Raw genomic sequence first — 12,867 nt, 5'->3', positions numbered from 1 at the left:
TTGCCGGTGTGACTGCGCAGCCGCGGGCCGCGGTGTCCCGTACCCCGGGCGTGCGGCCCGGCGCGCCGCGCTGCCCGGCTCCCGCCCGAACGGTCTCCCGTTTCCTGGAAGCGCCGCGGAATCGGCCCGAGAGGTATTCCCGATGACGTCAGTCAGCCCGGCCCCCGTCACCATGCTCGTGCCGGACTTCCCGTTCTCGTACGACGGCTGGCTCCGCCATCCGGCCGGGCTCGGCGCCCTCCCCCCGGAACGCCTGGGATCCCCGGTGGCCGTGGTCGGTGGCGGTATGGCGGGCATGACCGCGGCGTACGAGCTGATGCGCCTGGGCCTGCGCCCCGTCGTGTACGAGGCGGAGCAGATCGGCGGCCGCATGCGCTCGGTGCCCTTCCCCGGGCAGCCGGACCGCGTGGCGGAGATGGGGGCGATGCGCTTCCCGCTCTCCGCCCGGGCCCTGTTCCACTACGTCGACCTGCTGGGGCTGCGCACCACCCCGTTCCCCAATCCGCTGGCGCCGAGCACGCCGAGCACCCTGATCCACCTCATGGGCGAGCGGCACCGGGCGCGGGTGGCCGACGACCTCCCGGACGTCTACGTGCAGGTGGCCTCCGCGTGGGAGAAGGCGCTGCAGGAGCGGGCCGAACTCGCCACGATGCGCGACGCCGTCCAGCGGCGGGACACCGAGACGCTGAAGCGGGTGTGGAACCGGCTGGTCCGGGAGTTCGACGACCAGTCCTTCTACGGCTTCCTCGCGACCAGTTCGGCGTTCCAGTCGTTCCGGCACCGGGAGATCTTCGGCCAGGTGGGCTTCGGCACCGGCGGCTGGGACACCGATTTCCCCAATTCGCTACTCGAGATCCTGCGCGTGGTCTACACCGAGGCCGACGCCAACCAGGTCGCCATCACCGGCGGCTCCCAGCGGCTACCGTACGGCCTGTGGGAGCACCGGCCGGAACACTGCGCGCACTGGCCGGCGGGGACGTCCCTGGCGTCCCTGCACGGCGGTTCGGCGCGGCCCCGGGTGCGTTCGGTCGTCCGGGACGGCGGCGGCTTCCGGGTCACCGACGCCTCCGGGCGTGACGACCGGTTCGACGCGGTGGTGTACACCCCGCACCTGTGGACGCTGCTGAACCGGGTGGAGTGCGACCCGGCGCTGCTGTCCGCGCCGCTGTGGACCGCGGTGGAACGCACGCACTACATGGGCGCCTCCAAGCTGTTCGTCCTGACGGACCGGCCGTTCTGGCACGACCTGGACCCGCTCACCGGCGAGCCGGTGATGAGCATGACCCTCACCGACCGCATGCCGCGCGGGGTGTACCTCTTCGACGACGGCCCGGACCGCCCCGGCGTGATGTGCCTGTCGTACACCTGGAACGACGACTCGCTGAAGATGGCCACGCTGGCCCCCGGCGAGCGGCTGGACGTCCTGCTGGACAATCTCGCTCTCGTCTACCCCGGGCTCGACATCCGCTCCCACGTCGTCGGCGACCCGCTCACGATCACCTGGGAGACCGAGCCGCACTTCATGGGCGCGTTCAAGGCGAACCTGCCGGGTCAGTACCGCTACCAGCGGCGGCTGTTCACCCAGTTCATGCAGCGCGGCCTGCCCGCCGCCGAGCGCGGCTTCTTCCTGTGCGGCGACGACGTCTCCTGGACGGCCGGTTTCGCCGAGGGCGCGGTCACGACGGCGCTGAACGCCGTGTGGGGCGTCCTGGAGCACCTGGGCGGCATCACACACCCGGAGAATCCCGGCCCCGGCGACCTCTTCGAGGTGCTCGCGCCCCTCGACCTGCCCTACGACTGCTGAGGCCCGGGATTCTCCGGCTCGGACGCCGTGCCCACGGCCGGCCGGCCGCGCCCGCCAAGGCCGCCGTGCCCTCGGCGCAGGACTGGCGCAGCGCCTCCGGTTCGGCCGGGTCCAGCAGGCCCGCGGAGCCGCGGCGGCCGTCGCCGTCGAGAAGGCCGGCGGCGGCCTCCAGCCAGTCGGGGCGGGCCTCGACGCCGATGAACCCGGCCGGCCGGGTCAGCTCCTCGCGCGGCTCGGCCAGCAGGTCCTCGTAGGACAGCGAGGTGCGGATGCCGGCGGGGAGTTCCTCCAGGTTCCGTACGCCGTCGACGATCCAGCGCAACCACATGTCGCCGAAGACGGGGAACGGGATGGGCCGGTCCATGATGAGGGCGGGGTCGTACGTGCCCGTCAGCAGCGGGGCCGGGTCGGGCGGGACCTGGGCGAAGTGCTCCGCGGTCAGCTCGTACGGGGAGTCCACGCCGCACCGCTCGGCGATCTCCAGCATCATGGGGATCATGCGGAAGGCGATGTGCCGGCTCATGGACAGGGCGCAGTCGGGCCCGCTGCGGTACAGGTGCACGAAGCGCGCCTGCGGGAAGAGGACACGCGGCTGCCCGACCTTGCCCAGTGAGAGCCCGGATCGTTCGACGACGGCGCCGGGGCGCCGAACCGTTCGGCCGGGAGGGAGAAGAAGGTCTGCCACTGGAGCGGGGCGGGCGGGCCGGGCGCGGATCTCGGGCACCAGCCGACTCCCCTGTCGATTCCTGCCGTGCCCCGCCGCCACCGCCGGGCGGCGGGCTGTGTCACTCGGCGGCCATCCGCGCGAGCTGCTTCTTGTCGGGCTTGCCGTTGCGGTTGAGCGGGAACCGCTCCAGCACGACGACCCTGTTGGGCTGTTCGAAGGCGGGCAGCAGCGAGCACAGCCGCTCCCGCCAGTAGCCGGCGTCCCGCTGCTCCTCGTCCTCGACGAAGAAGACCAGTCGGGAGCCGCGCAGTTCGTCCGGGAGCGGCACGATGCGGGTGGGGCAGCCTTCTGCCGCCACCTTCCGCTCGATCAGTTCCGGGTAGAGCGTGTAGCCCATGCGGTGCACGGCGAACTTGCGTCCCAGGACGTGCAGGTTGCCGGCGTCGTCGAGGTGGCCGAGGTCCCCGGTGCGCTGCCATCCGGTGGGGACGGGGAGGACGGAGCCGTCGTCGGCGATCTGCCCCTCCAGCGCGTCGGGGGTGTCGACCTCGATCTCGCCGGGCTGCCCGGCGGCGACCTCCTGGCCGTCCTCGTCGACGATCCGCAGCCGGATGCCGTCCATGGCACGGCCGCACGCGACGGGGTTGCCGAGGGTGGCGAAGGAGATGTTGCCCAGTTCGGTGGAGCCGTAGCTGTCCAGCAGCGGAAGGCCGAACTCCTCGACGTAGGCCGCCACGAGGGGGGCGTCCAGCGGCGCCGCGCCCACGCAGAACATCCGGGCGCCGGCGACGTGTTCGCGCAGCGCCGGCTTGCGGGTCACCAGGCTCAGGATGCTGCGGTAGCTGGAGGGGGTGGCGTCGATGACGGTGACGCCGGCGTCGCGCCCCATGCGCAGGGCCCGGTCCAGGCGCCGGTAGGGGGCGATGACCAGGGAGCAGCGGGTGAGATAGGCGATGAGCACCATCGACAGCCCGTACTGGTGGGCGAAGGGCAGCAGCGGCATCAGCACGTCGTCGGGACGGTGGCCGACCTGCTCGGCGTTGCGCCGCAGGTTGCGCAGGAACTTCCCGCCGGACTTGACCACGCCCTTGGGCGAGCCGGTCGAGCCGGAGGTCCACATGATCAGGCCGTCGGGCAGTTCGCCCCACGCGTCGCAGGACAGGTTGCGCGGCACCGAGGGCCGGCCCGCCGTGGCGACCATCAGCTCGTACAGGTAGAGGGGGTCGGCACCCTGGTCGATGGGGGTCTCGTCGTCGACGATGGTGACCTTGACGCCGGTGCGCAGGGCGATCCGCCGGGTCTCCTCGACGTGCTCCTGCTGGTCGACGAGGACGATGGAGGCTCCCACCTCCATCAGCGCGTAGAGGACGCAGACGTAGCTCGCCGAGTTCCCGGCCTTCAGCATGACGCGGTCGCCGAGGCCGATCCCGTGTTCCCGGAGCACATCGGCCACGCGGAGGGCGTCCTGCTCGAACTCCTCGACGAGCCGTACCGAGTCTGCTGCAAAGATCTTCGCGGTCATCGGTGGCACTGAGTCCTTCCTCTGGGCCGAACGTGGCCGGTGCTGACGTGGTCTGCGCGGTGCCGAGGGCGTGCCCGGACCCGTTCACTGGGGGGGAGCGCGGGGGATGCGCGCGCTGCGCTGCGCGGCGGTGCTGTCGGTCCCGTACCGTGGACGCGGTTCTCCACCCGTCACGCTAGGGACCAGGGCACATCGCGGGGTACCCCTGTTCCGCCCCCTACGGCCCCTGCTTCGGCGCGGCACGGTCGGGCTCGGGTCCGTGGAGCGAGATGAGCTGGTCGTGCACGAGATTGACGACCTCGCGGCGGTGCGAGTCGAGGTAGCCGGGCGCGCCGGGGAAGACCTCCAGGTCGAACGGCCCGGCCGTGCAGCGCCGCCAGGCCCGTACGCCGGGCAGCGGCGCCTGCGGGTCGTGGTCCCCCGTCAGGGCGACGACGCAGCACTGGAGAGCGGGCGGCCCCAGGAATCCGCGGTGGCCGGGACCGGGACGGCCGGACACGAAGAGCGTCAGCGGCCCGGTGTCGGTCTCCCGCTCCAGCCGCTGCGCGACACCGTAGGCGAGTTCGGCCCCCAGACGGTGGCCGAAAAGGGCCAGCGGGCGGTCCGTCCAGTCGCGCACCGCATCGTAGATCTTGTCGGTGAGGCCGGGACGGTTCACCGGCGGCTCCGCCTCCCCCGTGTCCAGCAGCGGGTACTGGACGATGAGCAACTCAACGGTGGGGAGAAGGAGTTCGGACATGGCGAGATAGCAGGCCGAGGAGTTTCCCGCGTCCGGGAAGCAGACCAGCCGGTATCGGCTCGGGACGGCCGGCTGCTCGATCCTGATGAGCACCACGCCGTCGCACGCGACGTCCGTGACAGCTCGGGCGTGGCCGCTGGACTCGGACGTCATCCCCCGGCCGGTCCTGCCCCGGCCGCCCCGTGCGCGGAGCCGGCCCCGTCCGGTTCGGCGCTGCACACGGTGACACCGAGGCTCTTGTCGTACAGCCACTGGAGGGCGTCGGACAGTCCGTCGCCGCCCGCGGCCGGGCGCTGCACCGCCTCCACGGCCGTGTGGAGTGCCGAGGTGAAGAAGTACACGTCCCAGGAGGAGGGGCCGGGGGCCCGGGCCGCCATGATCTGCGCGGCGGGCCGCCGGACCCGGAACTCCTCCAGCGGTTCCACGATCCCGCCGGGCGGGAATCCGTCGCCCGCGCACAGCACGAAGTCGTCGTCCGCCAGCCATTCCCGGGCGCTGCGCACCGCACCGATCGTGCCCGCCTGCCCGGGCTGCTCCGGCAGGTAGGTGATGCTGATACTGAAGCGGGAACCGTCCCCCGCCTCTGCCTTGACGCCGTCGTCCGGGCCGGCGACGACGACACCCACGTCCACGACGCCCGCGTCGGCGATGCCGCGCAGGACCTGCCGGAGGACCGGTCCTTCGGCCGGCACGACGAGTGCCTTCACGGGGTCTCCTTGCCCGGGGGAAGTGTGCGGAGGGCAGTGGCGCCTGTCGCGCCGTACACCGCCCGCCCCGGTGAGCCGGGGTCCGCGGGAAGAAACGCACAAGCGCGACCCACCGGAATTTCATTTCCGGGGATGCAATTCGGCGCGATCACGCGGCGATGCTAGAGGGATTCCCGACCGGGCTGCAACACCGCTTTCCCAATGTTTGCCGACGCGACCGGAAAAGCGATGCGAGAAACGGCCGGGCAGCCCCTATTCCCCCCTTACAATTCCCTGCCGCCCCCTAGATCGACAAGGGACCGAAGTGTGCCGAAACCCCTTGTGCTACACAGGATCCGCACCATCCATGTCCTCTTCAGTCGGCGCTCGACGCGTGGCCGGTCACACGACATTACCGTGCGAATCACCGGACTGCCGTTGCCGCGTCCCGCACGATTCGTAGGCGTCAATGACATCACATCAGACCACGGATTCCGCCGTAGTGGTGGACGGGCTGGTCAAGAAATACCCGGGCCGCGACCGGCCCGCGGTGGACGGCTTGAGTTTCTCGGTGGGCAGGGGCGAGGTCTTCGGGTTCCTCGGGCCGAACGGAGCGGGCAAGACGACGACCATCGGCGTCCTGACGACGCGGGTCGCCCCCACGGCGGGCCGCGCGTTCGTCCAGGGAGTCGACGTCGCCGCCCACCCGGCGCGGGCGCGCCGCGCCTTCGCCGTCGTGCCGCAGCGCAACAACCTCGACCGGTCGCTGAACCTGCGCCAGAACCTGGTCTTCCACGCCGGCTACCACGGCATGAGCCGCTCGGAGCGCAACCGGCTCGCCGACGAGTGCCTGGAGTGGGTCGGGCTGGCCGACCGCCGCAAGGCCCGCGGCGACGAGCTGTCCGGTGGCCAGGCCCAGCGGGTGATGATCGCGCGGGCCCTGATGCACCGTCCGGACGTGCTGTTCCTCGACGAGCCGTCCACCGGGCTCGACCCCCAGGCGCGTCTGTTCATCCACGAGCGCATCGCCGAACTGAGCGCGCGGGGCGTGACGACCGTGCTCACCACCCACGACATGGACGAGGCCGCCAAACTCTGCGACCGCGTCGGCATCGTCGACCACGGCCGGCTGCTCGCCCTCGACACCCCGCAGGCGCTGCTCAAGAGCCTGAGCAGCACCGCGCTCACGCTCACCGTCCAGCCCGCGCAGCCGGGGGCGGAGAGCGTCACGCGCCTGCTGGAGGGCATCGATCCCGTCGAGCGGGTCGAGGTGGTGCAGCACGAGGAGGACACCGAGCAGGCCGGCGAGCAGGCCCCGGTCCGCCTGCGCATCTACAGCGACGCCCCGTCCGGCTCGGTACTGCCGACGGTCATCACCGTCCTGGCGGACGCCAGTTGCGACATCAAGGACCTGTACGTGGGCACCGCCACCCTCGAGGACGTCTTCATCGATCTGACCGGCCGGGAGCTACGATGACCGCGACCACCGCCCCCGACCCCGTCGCCGGCTTCCCCGAGGAGCTGCGCCCCGAGCGCACCGGCGTGCGCACGGCGACCCGCACGTTCTTCTTCATCCTCTGGCGGGACACCTTCGTCACCGGCCGCGAACTGGGCATCTTCCTCGCGCAGGTGCTCGTGGAGCCGCTGTTCATCCTCTTCGTGTTCGGCAAGGTGCTGGGCGATCTCGGCTTCACCGCGGGCGGGTTCCAGCAGGTCCTGCTGCCGGGCGTCGTGGCACTGAACAGCTTCCTGGTCAGCCTGCAGAACACGGCGCTGCCGCTGGTCATCGACTTCTCCTGGACCAAGGAGATCGAGGACCGCCTGCTCGCCCCGATCCCGACCACCCTGGTCGCCGTGGAGAAGATGGTCTTCGGCACGCTGCGCGGCGTCATCGCCTCCCTGGTGATGATCCCGATCGGCTTGCTGGTCCTGGACAACGTCTCCTGGCCCATGGACACCTTCCTGCCGACCCTGGGCGTGCTGCTGATGGGCGCGCTCGCGGGAAGCACGGTGGGGCTGACCATCGGCACCCTCGCCCCGGCCCGACACATCAGCGTGGTCTTCGCCGTGACGCTGACCCCGCTGATGTTCACCGGCTGCACCCAGTTCCCGTGGCGGGCCCTGACGGACCTGCGCTGGTTCCAGGTGCTGTGCACCCTCAACCCGCTGACGTACGTCAGCGAGGGCATCCGCGACCTGATGCTGCCGGCGGGCCCCGCATCGATCCCTCTATGGGTGGACCTGACCGCGCTCAGCGCGGCGATCGTGATCTTCGGGACGATCGGCATCTTGGGCTTCCTGCGCCGGGCCCAGGACTGATCCGGCGGCACAGGTCCGCGTCCCGCCCGCTCCGTGTCCCGTACTCCGTGTTCCGCACCACCCAGCGCCTCGTGGACCCTGCCACGCGCACCGCGCGCGGCCGGGTGCGCGGGGCCGCTTTCGTCCGGCCCGTCCGGCGAAAGCACCCCCTTGTCCGAGCGCTCTTTCCCGACCCGCTCCAGACGTACACCGACCATGACCGGGCGACCGGCCGGCGGCAAAGGCATCCGCATCATGAGCAATTCACAGCCGACTCCCGAGAACGACATCACCGCCCTTTCCCGGCAACCGCATTCCGGCGACGCCGAGGAGCGGAACCGCACGGCCATCGTGTTTCCCGGCATGGGGCCCTCGTCCTTCTCGGAGATCGGGAAGTTCCTGCTGCTCGACCCGTACGCCCGCCAGCGCCTCGCCGAGGCCGACGAAGCGCTCGGCTTCTCGCTCTTCGACCGTTTTCGCGCCGCGGAGGACGATTACTCCGCCTATTCGCAGATCGCTTTCCTGATCGCTTCGATGGCCATGGCGGACCGGGCTGTGGACGCCCTCGGCCATTCCCCCGACGTCTGCGCCGGACCGAGCTTCGGCCAGAAGGCCGCCGCCGCCTTCGTCGGCTCGCTGTCCTTCGCGGACGTCGTGCGGCTCACCGCGGAGTGCGCCCGCTGCGAGGAGGAGTACTTCGCCGGCGCCTACCAGGACGTCGTCACCCACTGCTTCGTCCGCGTGCCGCAGGAGCCGTTCGCCGCGATCCTCGCCGAACTCGACGACCGCGGCGCCTGGTACGACGTCTCCGGACGGCTCGACACCGGCTTCCACATGCTGTCGGTGCAGGAGAAGGAGCTCGACGGGCTCAAGGCGCGCATCAGCGCCGCGGGCGGCTACTCCATGTACTCGATGTGGCCGCCGGTCCATGCCGCGTCGTTCTCGGAGCTGCGCCGCAAGGCCGAGGCGGAGGTGTTCGGAGCGTACGAACTCGCCGACCCCGCCCTTCCCGTGGTGAACGACGTGGACGGCACGGTCGTCCGCGACGCCGCCGGGCTGCGCGCGATGATGCTGGACACCTTCGACCGGCCGATCCACTGGCCGAACGTGGTCGCGGGCCTGAAGGGGCTCGGTGTCGGCGCGGTGTGCGTCACGGGGCCGGACAACCTCTTCCACCGGCTCGACCTCACCAAGGACTCCTTCGAGGTCGTGACGGTGGGGCTGCCGAAGAAGCGTGCCCGGGAGCGGGAGCGGCGCGGAGCCTGACACGGCGCCGACGGCGGAGGGCCGGTCCCCACCCGAGTGGTGGGGACCGGCCCTCCGCCGTTCCACCCGCGGCCCGCGGGCTGCGTGCCGCGGGCCCGCTCAGAGGGTTCGGGTCAGCCAGTCCTCCACGGCCCGCGTGGTCGTCGCCGCGTGCTGCTCCATCATCGTGAAGTGGTCGCCCTCCACGTCCACGGCGGTGTGCTCCAGGTCCCAGTAGGAACGCCAGTCGCCGTCGGTGGGCCGGAACCAGTCGAAGAACCGCTCGCCGGCCCGGACCAGCAGCGTCGGGGACGTCACCGGCGTCGGCTTCCAGCCCGCGAAGAGCCGGAAGTAGGCGCCCATGGCCAGCAGACGGGTGTCGTCGACCGGCACATAGCTGTCCTGGCGCTCGGCGATGCCCTGGCCGAGACCGGGCTGCAGGCCCACGAGCGCGTCGTCGTCGTGCGAGTAGATGTCGATCAGCACCACGGCCTCGGGACGGGTTCCCGCGCCCTCCAGCCGCGCGGCGACCGCGTGCGCGAGCATGCCGCCCGACGAGTGGCCGAGCAGCACGAACGGCTCGCCGCCGGTGTTCCGCAGCACGGCCTCCGCCTGCGCGTCGATCACGGCCTCCACGGACGTCGGCAGCTGCTCACCGCGCAGGAAGCCCGGCACGCCCAGTGCCCACACGTCCCGGTGCCCCCGGAACCCGGAGGCGAACCGGGCGTACTGGTGGGGGCCCGAGATCGACAGGATCGAGGGGAAGCAGACCACTCCGGGCCGCTTCTCACCCCGGGCGAGCCGCACGAAGGCGGGCGCCTTGCGCAGTTCCGCCGGCGAGGCGAACGAGGGCCGGAACCGCGAGGCCTGCATGAGCATCTCCATGAACTGCCCCGAGGTGCCCTGTGCTCCGGCCTCCTGGAGCATCGCGCCGAACACTCCGGCGCCCTCGTCCCCGGCACCCCCCGCGTCGCCCGCGGCCGACTGGGCGTCCCCGGAAGCCCCGGCGAGTTCGGCACGCAGCAGTCCGGCGACCAGGATGGGTGTCGGGTAGTCGAAGACAAGGGTGGGAGGCAGCCGCAGGCCCGTCGCCGCGTTCAGCTGGTTGCGCAGCTCCACGGCGGTCAGCGAGTCCAGACCCAGCTCCAGGAACTCCTGGGTCTCCCCCACCGCGTCGGGCGAGGGGTAGGCGAGCACGGCCGCGACCTGTGCGCGCACGACGTCGAGCAGCACCCGCTCCTGCTCCTCCTCGGACAGCCCCGGCAGCTCCGCGAGCCGTCGGGCGGCCGCCGATGCCGCCGCCTCGCCGGCGCTCTGCCCGGCGGCCCTGCGGGACGCACCGCGCACCAGCCCCCGGAAGACGGCTGGAAGGGCACCGGCCTCCGCCCGGGCACGCAGCGGCGCGGTGTCCAGGTGCATCGCGACCAGGACGCCGTCGTCGGCCGTGTCCGCTCCCGTCCCGCCGCCGGCGGCCGCTGCAAGGGCACAGGCCGTGTCGAACAGCGCCAGGCCCTCCCCGGAGGTCAGCGGCGACAGTCCGGCGCGCGCCAGACGCTGCATGTCGGCGGCCGTGAGCTCGCCGGTCATCCCGCTGGGCGTCTCCCACAGTCCCCACGCCAGCGACACCGCGGGCAGCCCCGCCGCGCGCCGGTGCTGGGCGAGGGCGTCCAGACAGGCGTTCGCCGCCGCGTAGTTCGCCTGTCCGGGGTTGCCGAGTGTGCCGGCCACCGACGAGAACAGCACGAACGCGGCGAGGTCCACGTCCCGGGTCAGCTCGTGCAGGTGCAGGGCCGCGTCCACCTTCGGACGCAGGACGGTGTCGATCCGCTCGGGGGTCAGCGACGGAACCAGTCCGTCGTCGAGACGGCCGGCCGCGTGGACGACCGCGGTGAGCGGGTGCTCGGCGGGGATGCCCGCCAGCAGCGCCGCCAGCGCCTCCCGGTCGGACGCGTCGCAGGCGACGACGGTCGCCTCGGCACCGAGCGCGGTGAGGTCGGCCACGAGCTCGGCGGCACCGTCGGCGTCGGGGCCGCGCCTGCTGGTCAGCACGAGGTGCCCCACACCCCGTTCCGTGGCCAGGTGCCGGGCCAGAAGGCCGCCCAGCACGCCGGTGCCGCCCGTGATGAGGACGGTGCCCTTCGGGTCGAGAGCGGGGACCTGCGGCTCCTCGGCGGGCTCGGCGGACTCGGCGGGTTCGGTGGCCTCGGGCCGTGCCGCGGGGACCCTGGCCAGCCGTGCGGCGTGCAGTGTTCCCCCTCGGAGGGCGAGTTGGTGCTCGCCGGACGACTGCGCGGCAGCGGCGGCCGCCAGGAGCGGGCCGAGCTTCGCCGGGTCGTCGCCGCCGTCGTCCTCAGCGTCGAGGTCGAGCAGCAGGAAGCGGCCGGGGTTCTCGGACTGCGCCGATCGCACCAGGCCCCACACCGCCGCCTGGGCGACGTCCCGCACCCCCTCGCCGGGCCGGGCCTCGACCGCGCCGCGCGTCACGAACGCGAGCCGTGAAGCGGCGAGCGGTTCCTCGGCCGACCACGCCTGGACCAGCCCGAGCGCGGAGTGCGCCGCGTGCCGGGCCTCCTCCGCGACCTGTGCCGCGCTCGCGGCGCCCGCCGGGACGCACGGGACCAGCACGGTGTCCGGTGCCGGTTTGCCCGCCGCCACCACGCCGGCCAGCGCGTCCAGGTCCGCGTACGCCTCGACCGGGACGCCCGCTCCCCGCAGCGCGGCCTCGAGGCCGAACGGGTCCGTGCCGACCACGGCCCAGCTTCCGCCCGCCGGGGCGGCGCCACCGGCCACGGCGGGCCACTCCAGCCGGAACAGCGACTCGTGGAACGCGGGGCCGGCCGCCCGCAGCCCGGCGGGGTTCATCTCCCGCAGCAGCAGCGACTCGACCGACACCACCGGTTCGCCGCGCTCGTCGAACGCCGCGAGCGAGACCGCGCCGGAACCCGCGGGGGCCAGGCGCACCCGCAGCGCACCGGCACCGACGGCGTGCAGGCCGACACCGCCGAAGGAGAAGGGCAGCCGCATGCGGGGGCCGTCCTCGCCCCGCTGCTCGTCGTCGGCGACGAGGGAGGAGCCCAGCACGATGCCGTGGAGGCCCGCGTCGAGCAGCGCGGGGTGCACCCCGAACTGCGCGGCCTGGGCCAAGGCCTCGTCGGGCAGCAGGAGCTCGGCGAACAGCTCGTCACCGCGGCGCCAGGCCGCCCGCAGGTTGCGGAACGACGGGCCGTACGCGAACCCGACGGCGGCGAAGCCGTCGTACAGACCCGTCACGTCCAGCGGTTCGGCCCCGGCCGGAGGCCAGACCACCGCGTCCTGCGCCGGCGGCGGGGTCGCCGCGGACACCGGGCAGAGCAGACCGCTCGCGTGCCGGGCCCACGGCACGTCCAGGCCGCTCTCGCCGCTCGCGGCCTCGGGGCGCGAATGCACGTGCAGCGCCCGCCGCCCGTTCGCGTCCGGCTCGGCCAGCGACAATCGCAGCTGGAGTGCGCCGCGTTCGGGCAGGACGAGCGGCGCCTCCAGCGTCAGCTCCTCCAGCAGCTCGGTACCGGCCCGCTGTCCGGCGTGCAGGGCCAGCTCGACAAACGCCGTCCCGGGCAGCAGCACCGCGCCCGACACGGCGTGGTCGGCCAGCCACGGGTGGGAATCGAGCGACAGGCGACCGGTGAACAACAACCCCTCGGAATCGGGGAGTTCAACCGCCGCACCGAGCAGCGGATGCTCCGCCCGGCCGAGACCGGCCGACGCCACGTCACCCACCTGCGAGACCGGCACGTCGATCCAGTACCGCTCCTGCTGGAAGGCATAGGTCGGCACGTCGGCCAGTCGGGCCCCGGTCCCGGCGAAGTACGCCTCCCAGTCGACCGCGATGCCCCGGGTGTGGGCGTGGGCGAGCGCGGTGGTGACGGT

General features: G+C 72.6%; 9 protein-coding genes. 4 read left to right on the top strand and 5 right to left on the bottom strand.

Features of this window, described 5'->3' with window-relative positions:
* Positions 1 to 142: 142 nt before the first annotated feature.
* Complete coding sequence (locus ACP4J0_RS33560; protein WP_426602481.1) at positions 143 to 1,804, top strand: flavin monoamine oxidase family protein; 1,662 nt, start codon at positions 143 to 145, stop codon at positions 1,802 to 1,804.
* On the opposite strand, the gene ACP4J0_RS33555 is transcribed toward ACP4J0_RS33560, so the two are convergent.
* From ACP4J0_RS33555 to ACP4J0_RS33540, 4 genes are all read right to left on the bottom strand, one after another.
* Positions 1,728 to 2,528, bottom strand: a complete 801-nt coding sequence (locus tag ACP4J0_RS33555; protein WP_426602480.1) for a hypothetical protein — start codon at positions 2,526 to 2,528, stop codon at positions 1,728 to 1,730. The two genes, ACP4J0_RS33560 and ACP4J0_RS33555, sit on opposite strands and share 77 nt — an antisense overlap.
* A 61-nt stretch (positions 2,529 to 2,589) precedes the next feature.
* Positions 2,590 to 3,993 (bottom strand): class I adenylate-forming enzyme family protein, encoded by a 1,404-nt coding sequence (locus ACP4J0_RS33550; RefSeq protein ID WP_426602479.1) that lies wholly within the window; start codon positions 3,991 to 3,993, stop codon positions 2,590 to 2,592.
* A gap of 217 nt (positions 3,994 to 4,210) precedes the next feature.
* On the bottom strand, positions 4,211 to 4,885 hold the full coding sequence (locus ACP4J0_RS33545) for a thioesterase II family protein (protein ID WP_426555087.1): 675 nt from the start codon (positions 4,883 to 4,885) through the stop codon (positions 4,211 to 4,213).
* Positions 4,882 to 5,439, bottom strand: a complete 558-nt coding sequence (locus ACP4J0_RS33540; RefSeq protein WP_426602478.1) for a sugar phosphate nucleotidyltransferase — start codon at positions 5,437 to 5,439, stop codon at positions 4,882 to 4,884. The genes ACP4J0_RS33545 and ACP4J0_RS33540 overlap by 4 nt, the downstream gene beginning before the upstream one ends.
* A gap of 448 nt (positions 5,440 to 5,887) precedes the next feature.
* On the opposite strand from ACP4J0_RS33540, the gene ACP4J0_RS33535 reads away from it, so the two are divergent.
* The 3 genes from ACP4J0_RS33535 (at position 5,888) to ACP4J0_RS33525 (ending at position 8,982) form a co-directional block, all read left to right on the top strand.
* A complete protein-coding gene (locus ACP4J0_RS33535) occupies positions 5,888 to 6,895 on the top strand; it encodes an ABC transporter ATP-binding protein (RefSeq protein ID WP_426602477.1) in 1,008 nt (335 codons plus the stop codon).
* Complete coding sequence (locus ACP4J0_RS33530; protein WP_426602476.1) at positions 6,892 to 7,737, top strand: ABC transporter permease; 846 nt, start codon at positions 6,892 to 6,894, stop codon at positions 7,735 to 7,737. Before ACP4J0_RS33535 ends, ACP4J0_RS33530 begins: the two co-directional genes overlap by 4 nt.
* A gap of 234 nt (positions 7,738 to 7,971) precedes the next feature.
* Entirely contained in the window at positions 7,972 to 8,982 is a 1,011-nt protein-coding gene (locus ACP4J0_RS33525; protein ID WP_426602475.1) for an ACP S-malonyltransferase, read from the top strand.
* A gap of 99 nt (positions 8,983 to 9,081) precedes the next feature.
* Here the strand turns inward: ACP4J0_RS33525 and ACP4J0_RS33520 are convergent.
* Positions 9,082 to 12,867 (bottom strand): type I polyketide synthase (locus ACP4J0_RS33520; protein ID WP_426602474.1); only part of this gene is annotated, 3,786 nt, incomplete at its 5' end.

This window comes from Streptomyces sp. WG7, from assembly GCF_049975785.1.
Lineage (GTDB): Bacteria > Actinomycetota > Actinomycetes > Streptomycetales > Streptomycetaceae > Streptomyces.
This window is presented reverse-complemented; position numbering and strand designations above follow the sequence as displayed.